This is a genomic window from Dyella sedimenti, from assembly GCF_022760995.1.
Taxonomy (GTDB): domain Bacteria; phylum Pseudomonadota; class Gammaproteobacteria; order Xanthomonadales; family Rhodanobacteraceae; genus Dyella; species Dyella sedimenti.
On the sequence record NZ_JAKWJO010000008.1, the window covers coordinates 13933 to 28957 of the forward strand.

The window sequence follows — 15025 nt, forward strand, 5'->3', positions numbered from 1 at the left end:
AGCATACGCCCGCGTATAGCGGCAAGCCGCGCCGCAGCGAGATTCCAGGATGACGATGATGCGAAAAACGTGGGCCTGCCTGTTGTTCGGCGGTGCGTTGGCGATGGGCCTGGCGGGCTGTCACCGCACCCCCGACGAAAGTCGAGTGAGGCAGGGCGTCGAGGCGGCGTCCCTGGCGGCTGAGCATGCCGATGCGTCCGCGCTGGGCGACGTGCTCAGCGATGATTTCGAAGGTAACGACGGCACGGCGGAGCGGCGCCAGTTGCTCGGCCTGCTGCGCGCGGCCGCGTTCCGCGGCGAAACCATCCATGCCCTGGTGGGTCCGGTGGAAGTCGAGGCGCGTGGCGATCGCTACGTGACGCGTTTCACCGTCACGCTGACCAGCGGCGGCAAGCTGTTTCCCGCGAAGATCGGCGTCTACAAGGTGGAGGCGGCGTGGCGCAGGGAAGGGCGCGAATGGCATTGCTATACGGCCACCTGGAAACCTGTCTAGCCCTGTGGGAGCGCACCCTGTGTGCGACTGGCCTGCGTAGCGGCTCCACCATCGATCCAGTCGCGCACAGGGTGCGCTTCCACAAGGTGCCATCCAAAAGAATGCCGCCCGGAGGCGGCATTCGTCGGTCTGGTGGCGTGGCCCCCTCAGGCCGCCGCCTTCTTGCCGGCCAGCTGGCGCAGCACGTATTGCAGGATGCCGCCATGACGGAAGAACTCGCGTTCCTTCGGCGTGAGCAGCAGCACCTTGACGGTAAAGGTCTTCTTCTTGCCGTCCTCGCTGGTGGCGGTGACCTTGGCCGTCTTCGACTCGCCGCCATCCAGGCCCACGATGTCGAAGGTCTCCTTGCCGGTCAGGCCCAGCGATTGCGCGTTCTGCCCATCGTCGAACTGCAGCGGCAGCACGCCCATGCCGACCAGGTTGGAACGGTGGATGCGCTCGAAGCTCTCGGCGATCACCGCCTTCACGCCCAGCAGCAGGGTGCCCTTGGCCGCCCAGTCGCGCGACGAGCCGGTGCCGTATTCCTTGCCGGCGATCACCACCAGTGGCGTCTTGTCGGCCTTGTACTTCATGGCCGCGTCGTAGATGGCCATCTGCTCGCCGCTGGGGACGTGGAGCGTGTAGCCACCCTCGACGCCGTCGAGCATCAGGTTCTTGATGCGGATGTTGGCGAAGGTGCCGCGCACCATCACGTCGTCGTTGCCGCGGCGCGAGCCATAGGAGTTGAAGTCCTTCGGGTCCACGCCCTTGCCGATCAGGAAGCGGCCCGCCGGGCTGTCCTTCTTGATCGAGCCGGCCGGCGAGATGTGGTCGGTGGTGATGGAGTCGCCGAACAGGCCGAGCACGCGCGCGCCGTGGATGTCCTCGATGCTGCCCGGCTCCTTGCTCATGCCTTCGAAGTAGGGCGGGTTCTTGATGTAGGTGGAGTCGTCCCACTTGTACACGTCGCCGTCCGGCGAGGCGATGGTGTTCCAGCGGCTGTCGCCCTTGAACACGTCGGCATAGCTGCTGGCGAACATCTGCGGATTGATCGCGCCGGCGATGGTGTCGGAGATTTCCTTGTTTGAAGGCCAGATGTCCTTCAGATACACCGGCTGGCCGTCGCTGCCGGTGCCCAGCGGCTCCTTGGTGAGGTCGATGTCCAGCGTGCCGGCCAGGGCGTAGGCGACCACCAGCGGCGGCGAGGCCAGGTAGTTCATCTTCACTTCCGGATGCACGCGGCCCTCGAAGTTGCGGTTGCCCGACAGCACCGAGGCCACCGCGAGGTCGCCTTCGGCGATGCCCTTGCTGATCTCCGCCGGCAGCGGGCCGGAGTTGCCGATGCAGGTGGTGCAGCCGTAGCCGACGATGTAGAAGCCGACCTTTTCCAGCTCCTTGAGCAAGCCGGTCTTCTCCAGGTAGTCGGTGACCACCTTGGAGCCCGGGCCGATCGAGGTCTTCACCCACGGTTGCGCCTTCAGGCCCTTGGCCGCGGCCTTCTTGGCCAGCAGGCCGGCGCCGAGCATCACGCTCGGGTTGGAGGTGTTGGTGCAGGAGGTGATGGCGGCGATCACCACGGCGCCGTCGCCGAGCTTGAAGGACTCGCCGTCCTTGACCACGCGCACGCCCCCGTCGGTGAGGTCGTTGGCCGGGTTGCCGATGGCGGAGGAGCCGCCCTCGGCGATGTAGTTGGCCGTTTCCGCGTTGCGTGGCTTGCGGTTGGTGGTGAGCGGGCCCACCGCATCGCGGAAGCTCTTCTGCACGCCTTCCAGCAGCACCCGGTCCTGCGGGCGCTTGGGGCCGGCCAGCGAGGGCCGGACGTCGGCCAGGTCCAGCTCCAGCGTGGTGCTGAAGCGAGGCTCCACCGCGTTCTCGTCGTGCCACAGGCCCTGGGCCTTGGCATAGGCTTCCACCAGCCTGATCTGCTCTTCGCTGCGGCCGGACAGGCGCAGGTAGTTCAGCGCCTCCTGGTCGACGGGGAAGATGCCGCAGGTGGCGCCGTACTCGGGCGCCATGTTGCCGATGGTGGCGCGGTCGGCCAGCGGCAGGTGCTTGAGGCCCTCGCCGAAGAACTCCACGAACTTGCCCACCACGCCGAGCTTGCGCAGCATCTGGGTCACGGTGAGCACCAGGTCGGTGGCGGTGACGCCCTCGGACAGCTTGCCGGTGAGCTTGAAGCCGACCACCTGGGGAATCAGCATGGAGGAGGGCTGGCCCAGCATGGCCGCCTCGGCCTCGATGCCGCCCACGCCCCAGCCCAGCACGCCGATGCCGTTGATCATGGTGGTGTGCGAGTCGGTGCCGAACACGGTGTCGGGGTAGGCCCAGGCCTGGCCATCCTTGTCGGCGGTGAACACCACGCGGGCGAGGTGTTCCAGGTTCACCTGGTGCACGATGCCGGTGCGCGGTGGCACCACCTTGAAGTTGTCGAAGGCCTTCTGGCCCCAGCGCAGGAACGCGTAGCGCTCCTGGTTGCGGTGGAATTCGATCTCGACGTTCTTCTCCAATGCGGATTCGGAACCGTACACGTCCACCTGGACGGAGTGGTCGATCACCAGCTCGGCCGGCGCTAGCGGATTGATCTGCTTGGCATCGCCGCCGAGCTTCACCACCGCATCGCGCATGGCGGCCAGGTCCACCACGCAGGGCACGCCGGTGAAGTCCTGCAACACCACGCGGGCGGGCATGAAGGCGATCTCGGTATCCGGCTCGGCCTTGGCGTCCCAGCGGGCGACGGCCTCGATTTCCTTGGCGGTGACGTTCACGCCGTCCTCGTGGCGCAACAGGTTCTCAAGCAGGATCTTCAGCGAGTAGGGCAGGGTCTTGAGGTCGAAGCGATGGCCGAGCTTGGCGAGGCTGGCGATCTGGTACTGGCTGCCGTTGACGGTAAGGGTGTCGCGGGTGGCGAATGAATCCAGCATGGGCTAACTCCTGTTACTTGAGTCTGGCGAACGCACGAGGCGTAGCTTGGGGATCCTAAGGCACGGAACGTGAGGGGAATTGCAAGGGCGGCGCAGATCACCATCCGTGTCGTCATCCTGGCCTGCGCCGGAATGACGAGTAATGGGGTTGGGGCAAGCCTTTCTCCCTGCGATACATGCACTGTCTCCCAGTTTGGGCCAAAAGCCGGGTCACGCAAGAGACCCGGTCAGGGATTGCGCCACAGACCCATTGCAAGATTTCGAACGCAGGCGGAAGCGTTGTCTTGCGTTGCGGCACCAAGGGCCCGGCTGGCAAAATGATGGGCTGTCACGCCGCCCCCGAAGCGGCTGGCGACAAGACCTTGCGCCTTGTCGAGCGCCGGTAGCGGCCCTGCGGAACCTCCCTCGGGCGATCTCCGCTGCGATGGCGAAAGCCACCGCTCGCTGCCCCTTACGTTGTTCACCGGACGAGACCACATGCTTAACGCCTACCGCCAACATGTCGCCGAGCGCGCCGCGCTGGGTATCCCGCCGCTGCCGCTGTCGGCCCAGCAGACCGCCGAACTGATCGAGCTGCTGAAGAACCCGCCCGCCGGCGAGGAAGCCTTCCTGGTCGAGCTGATTACCCATCGCGTGCCGGCCGGCGTGGACGACGCGGCCAAGGTCAAGGCGTCCTACCTGGCGGCCGTGGCGTTCGGCACCGAAAAGAGCCCGCTGATCCCGCGCGAGAAGGCCACGGAACTGCTCGGCACCATGCTGGGCGGCTACAACATCCATCCGCTGATCGAGCTGCTGGACGACGCGCAGCTGGGCGGCATCGCCGCCGACGCGCTGAAGAAGACCCTGCTGATCTTCGACGCCTTCCACGACGTGAAGGAAAAGGCGGACAAGGGCAACGCCAACGCCCAGGCCGTGCTCAAGAGCTGGGCCGATGCCGAATGGTTCACCAGCCGTCCGGAAGTGCCCGAGAGCCTGACCATCACCGTGTTCAAGGTGCCTGGCGAGACCAATACCGACGACCTGTCGCCGGCGCCGGACGCCACCACCCGCCCGGACATCCCGCTGCACGCGCTGGCCATGCTGAAGAACAAGCGCGAGGGCGCGCCGTTCCAGCCGGAGGAGGATGGCAAGCGCGGCCCCGTCGCGTTCATCGAATCGTTGAAGGAAAAGGGCCACCTGGTCGCCTATGTCGGCGACGTGGTCGGCACCGGCTCCAGCCGCAAGTCCGCCACCAACTCGGTGCTGTGGTTCACCGGCGAGGACATTCCCTTCATCCCGAACAAGCGCTTCGGCGGCGTGTGCCTTGGCAGCAAGATCGCCCCCATCTTCTACAACACCATGGAAGACGCCGGCGCCTTGCCGATCGAGCTGGACGTGTCGCAGATGGAGATGGGCGACGTGGTCGAGCTGCGCCCCTACGAGGGCAAGGCGCTGAAGAACGGCCAGGTGATCGCCGAGTTCCAGGTGAAGTCCGACGTGCTGTTCGACGAGGTGCGCGCCGGCGGCCGCATCCCGCTGATCATCGGCCGCGGCCTCACCGCCAAGGCGCGCGAGGCGCTGGGTCTGCCGGTCTCCACCCTGTTCCGCCTGCCGCAGCAACCGGCCGATACCGGCAAGGGCTACACCCTGGCGCAGAAGATGGTCGGCCGCGCCTGTGGCCTGCCGGAAGGCCAGGGCATCCGTCCGGGCACCTATTGCGAGCCGAAGATGACCTCGGTGGGTTCGCAGGACACCACTGGCCCGATGACCCGCGACGAGCTGAAGGACCTGGCCTGCCTGGGCTTCTCGGCCGACCTCGTCATGCAGTCGTTCTGCCATACCGCCGCCTACCCGAAGCCGGTGGACGTCAAGACCCACCACGAGCTGCCCGCCTTCATCTCCACCCGCGGCGGCATCAGCCTGCGCCCGGGCGACGGCGTGATCCACTCCTGGCTCAACCGCATGCTGCTGCCCGACACCGTGGGCACCGGCGGCGACAGCCACACCCGCTTCCCGATCGGCATCTCGTTCCCGGCCGGCTCCGGCCTGGTGGCTTTCGCCGCCGCCACCGGCGTGATGCCGCTGGACATGCCCGAATCGGTGCTGGTGCGCTTCAAGGGCGAGCTGCAGCCTGGCGTGACCCTGCGCGACCTGGTCAATGCCATTCCGCTGTATGCCATCAAGCAGGGCCTGCTGACGGTGGCCAAGCAGGGCAAGAAGAACATCTTCTCCGGCCGCATCCTGGAGATCGAGGGCCTGCCGAACCTCAAGGTGGAGCAGGCGTTCGAGCTGTCCGACGCCTCGGCCGAGCGCTCCGCCGCCGGCTGCACGGTGCATTTGGACAAGGCGCCGATCATCGAATACATCAACAGCAACATCACGCTGCTGAAATACATGATCGCCCAGGGCTACCAGGACGCCCGCAGCCTGCAGCGCCGCATCAAGGCGATGGAGGCATGGCTGGCCAACCCGCAGTTGCTGGAGCGCGACGCGGACGCCGAGTACGCCGCCGTGATCGAGATCGACCTGGCCGACGTGCACGAGCCCATCGTGGCCTGCCCGAACGACCCGGACGACGTGAAGACCCTGTCCGACGTGGCCGGTGCCAAGATCGACGAGGTGTTCATCGGCTCGTGCATGACCAATATCGGCCACTTCCGCGCCGCGTCGAAGCTGCTGGAAGGCAAGCGCGACATCCCGACCAAGCTGTGGGTGGCCCCGCCGACCAAGATGGACCAGCAGCAGCTCACCGAGGAAGGCCACTACGGCGTGCTCGGCACTGCCGGTGCTCGCATGGAAATGCCGGGCTGCTCGCTGTGCATGGGCAACCAGGCGCAGGTGCGCGAGGGCGCCACAGTGTTCTCCACCTCCACCCGCAACTTCCCCAACCGCCTCGGCAAGAACTCCAACGTGTACCTGGGTTCGGCGGAGCTGGCCGCGATCTGCTCGCGCCTGGGCCGCATCCCGACCAAGGACGAGTACATGGCGGACATCGGCGTGATCAACGCCAACGGCACCAAGATCTACCGCTACATGAACTTCGACCAGATCGCCGACTACCAGCAGGTGGCGGAGACGGTGGACGCGTAAGCGGAATAGCGAGAGGGTGATTCACCCCACAAAAAGCCCGGCCTTGTGCCGGGCTTTTTTTGTTTTTCCTTGCTACACCTGTGGGAGCGCACCCTGTGCGCGACGGCGGCATGTCGATATCGCCGCTCCGTAGGTCTGTCGCGCACAGGGTGCGCTCCCACAAGGGGGCTCTCGGTGCTGGCGATCAACCCCGCGCCGCCTGCCGTCGTTTATGCTTGCGCCCGTCACACCACCGGTCCGCAGGCAGCGCATGATTTCCAGCCATCTTTCGGTAGTCTCGCTGCGCGACCTGATGCTGGTGCAGGCGGTGCGCCGCCAGGGCAGCTTCAACAGCGCGGCGCGGGCCATGCACATCAGCCCCTCGGGGCTGTCGCACCAGGTGCAGAAGGTGGAGCAGGCGCTGGGCGCGCCGCTGTTCGAGCGGGGCGGCCGCCGCGTGGTGCCCACGGCGGGCGGCCAACGCTTGCTGGAACAGATCGACGCCGTGCTGGCCGCGGCCGAGCACCTGCAGCAGGTGGCACGCGCCGGCGAGGTGGCCTTCGGGGGCGAGTTGCGGCTGGGCGTGCCGGCCTCGCTGGGGCCCTACCTGCTGCCGCACCTGATCGGGCCGTTTCCCCAGCATTTCCCCGGCACGCGGCTCAGCCTGTCCGAAGGCAAGCCGCGCGGTCTGCTGCGCCGCCTCAACGAGGGCGAGCTGGACGCGGTGCTGGCGCCGCGCGTGGCGCCGGTCAGCGGCATCGCCATGCGCCCCTTGTTCTTCGAGCCATGGGAAGTGATGTTCCGTGCCGATCACTCTCTGGCCGGCAAGCGCAGCGTGGCGCTGGAACAGTTGCAGGCCGGCGAGGCCACGCTGATGACCGAAAGCCACTGCGAGGACGTATTGGGCGGCGGCCACGTGCAGGACGTGAGCCTGGAAAGCCTGGCGGCGCTGGTCGGCTTGCGCGGCGGCTATGCCCTGGTGCCGGCGTTGGCGCACGACAGGCTGGCCTCGATGCCCAATATCGTGCTGGCCAAGCTCAAGGGCCAGGCACCGGGGCGCGAGATCGCGCTGTACTGGCGCGAGGCATCGCCGTGGCATGCCGACCTGCAGGACTTCGCTGTGTTGTTGCGCAGGCTGGCGAAACAACGGCCGGGCTTGCGGCTGGCGGACGAGGCGGGCTGAAGCTTTATAGCCGTCATCCCGGCCTGCGCCGGGATGACGAGCGATGATGTTGCCGAGTGAGCCACTCTCCCGCCGGGAGAGGGAGAGGCGGGTTCGAACTCGCCGTGACGTTCAGGTCGTCTCAGAAATCCAGCTCCTGCGACGCGCACAGGTAATCCATCATCGGCGCAAGACGCTTGAACCGGTCCACTACCCAGGGCAGCAGTTCGGCGGAGCAGGCCAGTTTCTCGTCGAAGCCTTCGCCGCAGGCGAAGTCCTTGCGCTTGAGGTCGTCGATCAGTTCATGCTCCGGATCGAAGCCGCGTGGCGGGCGGGTCAGCGATTCGCCCCAGAACTCGAAATGCTCGCGGAAAGCCTTGCCGCGCGTGGCCCGCTTCCACGCCTCCGGATTGTCGGCGAGGAAGGCGCGGATGCGCTTGAGCGCGTCCGGCTCCGGATGCCACATGCCGCCGCCGGCGAAGCTGTCGCCGGGCTGGATGTGCATGTAGAACGCCGGCGCGGGGATTTCATGCCGGCGCTCGTGGAAGAAACGCGCGCCCTGCCACGGCTTGTACGGCTGCTTGTCGTTGCTGTAGCGCGTGTCGCGGTAGATGCGGAACAGCGAGCCGCCGTTCTTGCGCGGATCGGCGCGGTAGTGCGGGCTGATCTTCGCCAGCGGCGCCTGCAGGTCGGCGATCAGCGCCAGGAACGGTTCGCGCACGTCGTGCTCATAGTCGTCCTTGTGCGCCTGGAACCACTCGCGGTTGTTGTTGCGGGCCAGCGAGCGCAGGAAACGGAAAGCGGCGGGTGTGAAATAGGCGTTCGGCATGATGGCGTCAGGCGGGAAGTGGCAAGGACTCGGCGGCCAACTGCTCGCCCCACAGCTGCAACTGGTCGAGCAGGGCGAGCTTGCCTTGCTGGGCCGGGTCGGCGCGCAGCACGGCGAGGCGGGCGAAGTAATCGTCGAGGGTGAGGTCGGTCAGGGCCGTGTGCCTGGTCAGGCGGTCGTGGCGGAAATGGTGCCAGCGCGCCTGTTCCTCGGCATCGAGCGTTTCCGGCCAGTTGCGCGCGCGGTAGCGGAACAGCAGTTCCGGATAGCGCGGGTCGCGGAACGGAAACGCGCGCTGCCCCAACTGCCCCGGCGGCGTGCCGCGCACTTCGGCCAGCAGGCGCTTGTCGGCGTCGGGCAGGAAGCCGCTGTACAGGGCCAGCTCGGGATCCTCCGGCGGCGGCAGCTCGGCCGCGCGCTGGAACACGCGGCGCAGCTTGGCGGCGAGGCCCTCGGCGGAGGCAAGCATGTCGCGGTGCGCGTGGGCGCGCTCCAGGTCGATCTGCAGGCGAGCGAGGTCCACGCCCTTGAGCACCGACAGTGGCGCCAGCGCGGGCGCCCGGTTGGCGCGCACGGTGCGCAGCGGAATGCGCGAGACGCCTTCGGGCAGGTCAGCGCGCGCGGTGAAGATGCGGTCGGCGATCTCGTCCTCGTCCAGCGCCAGCCAATCGGAGGGATCGGTGGCCAGGTCGTAGGCGATGATCTCGGCGGGCCGGCTCGGATGTGCAGCCAGCGGCACGATCACGGCCAGGCAATGCCGGCTGGCGGGATAGCGCGAGGATACGTGCACCACCGGCGTCATCGCCGCCACGTCCAGCAGCTCGAACACGCGCTGCTTGCGACGCAGGTTGAAGTACCATTCCCACAACCGTGGCTGGCGCACGCGGATCAGCCGCGCCAGCTCGATCAGGGCGTGCACGTCCGACAGCGCGTCGTGCGCGCGCTCCTGCTGCAAGTGGTTGGCTGCCGCCAGGTGTTCCAGCTTGAAGCTCGGCGTGCCGTCCTCGCGCTGCGGCCACACGATGCCCTCGGGTCGCAGCGCCTGGCACATGCGCGCCAGGTCGATCAGGTCCCAGCGCGAGTTGCCGTTCTCCCATTCGCGCCCATAGGGCTCGAACATGTTGCGGTAGAGCAGTTGCCGGGTTACCTCGTCGTCGAAGCGCAGCGAGTTGTAGCCCACGCCGCAGGTGCCGGGCTGGGCCAGTTGCTCGTGCACGCGGGCGGCGAAATCCGCCTCGATCACGCCCTCGCGCTCGGCCTGCTGCGGGGTGATGCCGGTGATCAGGCAGGCCTCGGGATGCGGCGGCATCTCCCGCGGCGGCTTGCCGAAGAACATCACCGGCTCGCCCACGATCTCCAGTTCCAGGGTGGTGCGGATGCCGGCGAACTGCACCGGACGGTCGCGCCACGGATCGGCGCCGAAGGTCTCGTAATCGTGCCAGAAGAAGGTCTGCATGCCGGCGATCATCGCATGGCCACGCGGCGGGCTTCACCCGTCCAGGTCAGAAAACACAGGTCCGGTGGGGAGCCTGCTGCTAGACTTCGCGACCAGGAGGACGCATGAGCCAAGCGAACGACGACAATCTGATCTGGATCGATCTGGAAATGACCGGGCTCGATACGGACAACGACTCCATCCTCGAGATCGCCACCATCGTCACCGACAAGGACCTGCGCATACTCGCCGAGGGCCCGGTGTTCGCGATCCGCCACGCGCTGGAGCGGCTGGAAGGCATGGACGCCTGGAACCGCAACCAGCACCGCCGGTCCGGCCTGTGGGACCAGGTGGTCGCCTCGGCGGACGACCACGCCGCGGCCGAACGGGCCACGCTGGAGTTCCTCAAGGACTGGGTGCCGCCGGGCAAGTCGCCGATGTGCGGCAACTCGATCTGCCAGGACCGCCGCTTCCTGCATCGCCAGATGCCACGGTTGGAGCGCTACTTCCACTACCGCAACCTCGACGTATCCACCTTGAAGGAACTGGCGCGCCGCTGGGCGCCCATGATCGGCAAGGGCTTCGCCAAGGAATCGGCGCATACCGCGCTGTCGGATATCCGCGATTCCATCGACGAGCTGCGCTACTACCGCCAGTTCATGGGCCCGCTGGGCGGCGAACGCTGACCTGCCACCGGAAAGCCGCCATGTCCCTCGACGACTTGTTCGCCCCCGTGCTCGATTGCGCCGGCCGGCCCCTGAAGCTGGACCGGCCGCGCGTGGTGGGCATCCTCAACGTCACGCCCGACTCGTTTTCCGACGGCGGCAGCCACGCCAGCGTCGAGGACGCCGTGGCGCATGGCCTGCGCCTGGTGGAGGAGGGCGCGGACATGCTCGACGTCGGCGGCGAATCGACCCGCCCCGGTGCCGCCGAGGTGCCGCTGGAAGAAGAACTGCGCCGCGTGGTGCCGGTGCTGGAGCAACTGGCCGCGCGCACCACGGTGCCGCTGGCCGTGGATACCTCCAAGCCCGAGGTGATGCGCGCCGCCGTGGCCGCCGGCGCGGGCATGGTCAACGACGTCTACGCGCTGCGCCGCGAAGGCGCGCTGGATGCCGCGGCGGAACTCGGCGTGCCGGTGTGCCTGATGCATATGCTGGGCGAGCCGCGCAGCATGCAGGACGACCCGCATTACGACGACGTGGTGGGCGAGGTGCATCGTTTCCTCGCCGACCGCCTGTTCGCCTGCGAGATAGCCGGCATCGACCGCCGCAAGGTGATGGTCGATCCCGGCTTCGGCTTCGGCAAGACGCTGGAGCACAACCTGGCGCTGCTGCGCGCGCTGGATCGCTTCGCCAACCTGGGCGGTGGCGTCTACGTGGGATTGTCGCGCAAGTCGATGATCGGCGCCCTGACCGGCCGGCAGGTGCCGGCGGAGCGCGCGGCCGGCTCGGTCGCCGCCGCGCTGATCGCAGTGCAGCGTGGCGCGCGCCTGGTGCGCGTGCATGATGTGGCGGCCACGGTCGATGCGCTGGCGGTATGGCGCGCGGTGCATGCGGGCGATATGCCGCCGCGCCGCGACGACAAGCCGTCCGCGCCGCGCTGGCCGGACGACGAATAACCACGAACAAGGACAGGCCTGGCGCGGCCAGTACGACGCCGGCCGGGAGCCAAGGCCATGACACAACGCAAGTATTTCGGAACCGACGGCATCCGTGGCCTGGTGGGTCAGTGGCCGATCAGCGCGGACTTCATGTTGAAGCTGGGGCGCGCGCTCGGCGTGGTGCTGGCGCGGCACGGCCATGAGCGGCCGAAGGTGCTGATCGGCAAGGACACCCGCGTCTCCGGCTACATGTTCGAGTCGGCGCTGGAAGCCGGCCTGGTGGCGGCGGGCGCGGACGTCGGCCTGCTCGGCCCCATGCCGACGCCGGCGGTGGCCTTCCTCACGCGCTCGCTGCGCGCCGATGCCGGCATCGTCATCAGTGCCTCGCACAACCCGCACCACGACAACGGCATCAAGTTCTTCTCCGCCCACGGCGAGAAGCTCTCCGACGAGATCGAGCTGGCCATCGAGGAAGAACTGGCGCTGGATTTCACCACCGTGCCGTCGGAGCGGCTGGGCAAGGCCGTGCGCATCGCCGACGCGGTCACGCGCTATGCCGAGTTCTGCAAGTCCACTGTGGCCGAGGATTTCAGCCTGCGCGGCCTGAAGATCGTGCTGGACTGCGCCAACGGCGCCACCTACCAGGTCGCGCCCAAGGTGTTCGCCGAACTGGGCGCCCAGGTCAGCGCCATCGGCGACCGGCCCGACGGCTTCAATATCAACCGCGAGGTCGGCTCCACCCATCCACAGGCGCTGCAGCGCGCGGTGGCGGAGCAGGGCGCGGACATCGGCATCGCCTTCGACGGCGACGGCGACCGCTTGCAGCTGGTGGACCGCCACGGCGTGCTGGCCGATGGCGACGACATCCTCTACGTGCTGGCCCACGCCTGGCATGCCCAGGGCCTGCTGCAGGGGCCGGTGGTCGGCACCCTGATGAGCAACTACGGCCTGCAACTGGCGCTGGGCGAGCTGGACGTGGCGCTGATCCGCGCCAACGTGGGCGACCGCTACGTACTGCAGCAGCTCAAGGCGCACGGCGGCAACCTGGGCGGCGAGACTTCCGGCCATATCCTGTGCCTGGACCGGGCCACCACCGGCGACGGCATCGTCTCGGCGCTGGCGGTGCTGGAGGCCCTGGGCCAGTTGGGCAAGGACCTGGCCGAGGCGCGCCAGGGCCTGCACAAGCTGCCGCAGATCATGATCAACGTGCGCGCCGAGGGCGTCCGCGAGGCGCTGGGCAGCGAAGCGGTGAAGGCTGCCCTGGCCGAGACCGAGGGCGCGCTGGCCGGCCGCGGCCGCGTGGTGCTGCGCGCCTCCGGCACCGAGCCGCTGGTGCGCGTGACGGTCGAGGCCGCCAATGAGGCCGAGGTGCGCCAGTTGGCCGAGAGGCTGGCCGATGTCGTAAAATCCGCAGCCGAACGCTCGTGAGCCTGTAACACCCAGGTCGCCAAGGATTGGCCCGACGTGCCCCGCCCCTGCGGTGGCGGACAGACAAGTGGACCGCACGCACAACCTGTGGACAAGCCATGAAGAAAGTTCCGACCCTCGACATCCGTCGATACGATACCGACCGCGCCGCGTTCGTGGCCGAGCTGGGTGCTGCCTACCGCGAGTACGGTTTCTGTTGCATCAGCGGCCACGGCATCCCGCGGGAGTTGATCGACGGCGCCTATGACACTTTCCAGCGTTTCTTCGCGCTGCCGACCGATGCCAAGCTGAAGTACCACGTGCCCGGCACCGGCGGCGCGCGCGGCTACACGCCGTACAAGGTGGAGACGGCCAAGGACAGCAAATACGCCGACCTCAAGGAGTTCTGGCACATCGGCCGCGAGATCCCGCGCGATTCGAAGTTCGCCGACGTGATGCCGCCGAATATCTGGCCGGCCGAGGTGGAGGACTTCAAGCAGTACGGCTACGGCCTGTTCGAGGCGCTGGACCAGCTCGGCTCGCGCGTGCTGCGCGCGCTGGCGCTGCACATCGGCCTGCCGGAGCACTTCTTCGACGACAAGATCGACCAGGGCAACTCCATCCTGCGCCCGATCCACTACCCGCCGATCACGGAAGAGAACGTGCCCAATGTGCGCGCCGGTGCGCACGAGGACATCAACTTCATCACCCTGCTGGTCGGCGCCAGCGCCGAGGGCCTGGAAGTGCTCACCCGCGAAGGCGAGTGGCTGCCCATCACCACCGAGGGCGACGCCATCGTGGTGAACATCGGCGACATGCTGCAGCGCCTGACCAACCACGTATACCCGTCCACCACCCACCGCGTGGTGAACCCGCCGAACGAGAACGCCCGCAAGCCGCGCTACTCGGTGCCGTACTTCTTGCATCCGAACCCGGACGTGGTGCTCGACCCGCTGCCACAGACCGTCACGGCCGACAACCCGAGCCGCTACGACACCAGCATCACCTCGCACGAGTACCTGCTGCAGCGCCTGCGCGAGATCAAGCTGATCTAGGGCCAGTTCGCGCTACCACCTTCACCCCCTCCCAGCCTCCCCCTGCGAGCAAGGGGAGGAGCCAAAAGCATGCCGCTTTGCTCCCTCCCCTGCGTGCAGGGGAGGGTTGGGGAGGGGTAACCAGCCGCGCGGAGACCTTACTATCGCACCGGGCGGATGTTTCCCAGGCTGGCATAGCGCGTGTTTACGGCGCCGTTGCCTGCGCCCGGTAGCGCTTCGATTCCCGCGCCGACAGCCATAGCGTCAGCCGGTCCGGCAGCAGTTTCACCAGGGCCTTGATAAAGCGGTTGACCCCACCGGTCACGTGCACCACCTCGCCGCGCTCCACCGCGTCGTGGCCTTCGCGTACCACCGCCTCGGCGGTTTGCCACATGAAGCCGGGCAGCTTGTTCATCAGCTCGCGCGTGCCGGTGACGTCGTGGAATTCCGACCAGGTGAAGCCTGGGCACAAGGCGCACACGTGGATGCCGAGGTGGCGGTTCTCCAGCGCCAGCGACTGCGAGAACTTGATCAGGTAGGCCTTGCTCGCCGCATACAGCGTGTGGCCGGCCGAGCCCGGCACGTGGCCGGCGAGCGAGGCCACGTTGATAATGCGGCCATAGCCGCGCTCGCGCATGCCGGGCAGCAGCCGCCAGGCCAGCTCGGTGGGAGCGGTCATCAGTACGCGGATAAAGGCCTCATGGACGGGCCAGTCGTTCGATTCGAAGGTGCCGGGCACGCCATAGCCGGCGTTGTTGACCAGCCAGTCCACCGCCAGACCACGTGCAGCCAGCGCATCGCACAGCGCGGCCACGGCCTGGGGATCGGCCAGGTCGGCCGGCAACACGGTGACGTTGCGCTGGTAGCGGGTCCGCAGTTCCCCGGCCAGGGCCTCCAGGCGCTCGGTGCGGCGGGCCGTGAGCACCAGGTCGTGCCCGCGCGCGGCAAGATCCCGCGCAAAGGCGGCGCCGATGCCGGCGGAAGCGCCGGTGACCAGCGTCAGGGGGCGGGCGGCGGTCATCAAGTGGTCTCCTTGTGGTTGTTTCGATTTTTGCCCATGCAGCAATGGCTTGTCAGTCATGCATTGCCAGTGGCATGGTCGCTCGCTAAGCTTTCG

At 67.7% G+C, this 15025-nt stretch carries 11 protein-coding genes; 7 read left to right on the forward strand and 4 right to left on the reverse strand.

The window, feature by feature from the left end; all coding sequences use genetic code 11:
- Positions 1 to 55: 55 nt before the first annotated feature.
- Entirely contained in the window at positions 56 to 493 is a 438-nt protein-coding gene (locus MJ605_RS15570; protein WP_345779543.1) for a hypothetical protein, read from the forward strand.
- Positions 494 to 639: 146 nt separating this feature from the next.
- Here MJ605_RS15570 and acnA read toward each other — a convergent pair whose 3' ends face one another.
- Positions 640 to 3393 (reverse strand): aconitate hydratase AcnA, encoded by a 2754-nt coding sequence (acnA, locus tag MJ605_RS15575; RefSeq protein ID WP_243042465.1) that lies wholly within the window; start codon positions 3391 to 3393, stop codon positions 640 to 642.
- Between the two features lie 477 nt (positions 3394 to 3870).
- On the opposite strand from acnA, the gene acnB reads away from it, so the two are divergent.
- Both acnB and MJ605_RS15585 read left to right on the forward strand, forming a co-directional pair.
- Complete coding sequence (gene acnB / locus MJ605_RS15580) at positions 3871 to 6462, forward strand: bifunctional aconitate hydratase 2/2-methylisocitrate dehydratase (protein ID WP_243042466.1); 2592 nt, start codon at positions 3871 to 3873, stop codon at positions 6460 to 6462.
- Between the two features lie 250 nt (positions 6463 to 6712).
- Positions 6713 to 7624: a LysR family transcriptional regulator gene (locus tag MJ605_RS15585; RefSeq protein ID WP_243042467.1), complete on the forward strand. Its 912-nt coding sequence runs from the start codon at positions 6713 to 6715 to the stop codon at positions 7622 to 7624.
- A gap of 121 nt (positions 7625 to 7745) precedes the next feature.
- Here MJ605_RS15585 and MJ605_RS15590 read toward each other — a convergent pair whose 3' ends face one another.
- On the reverse strand, positions 7746 to 8432 hold the full coding sequence (locus tag MJ605_RS15590) for a DUF2461 domain-containing protein (protein ID WP_243042468.1): 687 nt from the start codon (positions 8430 to 8432) through the stop codon (positions 7746 to 7748).
- A gap of 7 nt (positions 8433 to 8439) precedes the next feature.
- Entirely contained in the window at positions 8440 to 9888 is a 1449-nt protein-coding gene (gene sbcB / locus MJ605_RS15595) for an exodeoxyribonuclease I (protein WP_243042469.1), read from the reverse strand.
- Between the two features lie 104 nt (positions 9889 to 9992).
- On the opposite strand from sbcB, the gene orn reads away from it, so the two are divergent.
- From orn to MJ605_RS15615, 4 genes are all read left to right on the forward strand, one after another.
- Complete coding sequence (gene orn, locus MJ605_RS15600; RefSeq protein WP_243042470.1) at positions 9993 to 10553, forward strand: oligoribonuclease; 561 nt, start codon at positions 9993 to 9995, stop codon at positions 10551 to 10553.
- Positions 10554 to 10573: 20 nt separating this feature from the next.
- Positions 10574 to 11485 carry a dihydropteroate synthase gene (gene folP / locus MJ605_RS15605; RefSeq protein ID WP_243042471.1) on the forward strand — a complete coding sequence of 304 codons (912 nt, stop codon included), beginning with the start codon at positions 10574 to 10576 and terminating at the stop codon, positions 11483 to 11485.
- A gap of 57 nt (positions 11486 to 11542) precedes the next feature.
- Positions 11543 to 12895, forward strand: a complete 1353-nt coding sequence (glmM, locus tag MJ605_RS15610) for a phosphoglucosamine mutase (protein WP_243042472.1) — start codon at positions 11543 to 11545, stop codon at positions 12893 to 12895.
- Between the two features lie 98 nt (positions 12896 to 12993).
- On the forward strand, positions 12994 to 13929 hold the full coding sequence (locus MJ605_RS15615) for an isopenicillin N synthase family dioxygenase (protein ID WP_243042473.1): 936 nt from the start codon (positions 12994 to 12996) through the stop codon (positions 13927 to 13929).
- 184 nt (positions 13930 to 14113) lie between these two features.
- On the opposite strand, the gene MJ605_RS15620 is transcribed toward MJ605_RS15615, so the two are convergent.
- Positions 14114 to 14929 (reverse strand): SDR family NAD(P)-dependent oxidoreductase, encoded by an 816-nt coding sequence (locus MJ605_RS15620; protein WP_243042474.1) that lies wholly within the window; start codon positions 14927 to 14929, stop codon positions 14114 to 14116.
- Positions 14930 to 15025 lie beyond the last annotated feature (96 nt).

What these genes read in the sequence shown, in the direction of transcription:
- MJ605_RS15570 (WP_345779543.1), top strand. Translation starts at nt 56, where the DNA reads ATGATGCGAAAAACGTGGGCCTGCCTGTTGTTCGGCGGTGCGTTGGCG.
- acnA (WP_243042465.1), bottom strand. Translation starts at nt 3,393, where the DNA reads ATGCTGGATTCATTCGCCACCCGCGACACCCTTACCGTCAACGGCAGC.
- acnB (WP_243042466.1), top strand. Translation starts at nt 3,871, where the DNA reads ATGCTTAACGCCTACCGCCAACATGTCGCCGAGCGCGCCGCGCTGGGT.
- MJ605_RS15585 (WP_243042467.1), top strand. Translation starts at nt 6,713, where the DNA reads ATGATTTCCAGCCATCTTTCGGTAGTCTCGCTGCGCGACCTGATGCTG.
- MJ605_RS15590 (WP_243042468.1), bottom strand. Translation starts at nt 8,432, where the DNA reads ATGCCGAACGCCTATTTCACACCCGCCGCTTTCCGTTTCCTGCGCTCG.
- sbcB (WP_243042469.1), bottom strand. Translation starts at nt 9,888, where the DNA reads ATGCAGACCTTCTTCTGGCACGATTACGAGACCTTCGGCGCCGATCCG.
- orn (WP_243042470.1), top strand. Translation starts at nt 9,993, where the DNA reads ATGAGCCAAGCGAACGACGACAATCTGATCTGGATCGATCTGGAAATG.
- folP (WP_243042471.1), top strand. Translation starts at nt 10,574, where the DNA reads ATGTCCCTCGACGACTTGTTCGCCCCCGTGCTCGATTGCGCCGGCCGG.
- glmM (WP_243042472.1), top strand. Translation starts at nt 11,543, where the DNA reads ATGACACAACGCAAGTATTTCGGAACCGACGGCATCCGTGGCCTGGTG.
- MJ605_RS15615 (WP_243042473.1), top strand. Translation starts at nt 12,994, where the DNA reads ATGAAGAAAGTTCCGACCCTCGACATCCGTCGATACGATACCGACCGC.
- MJ605_RS15620 (WP_243042474.1), bottom strand. Translation starts at nt 14,929, where the DNA reads ATGACCGCCGCCCGCCCCCTGACGCTGGTCACCGGCGCTTCCGCCGGC.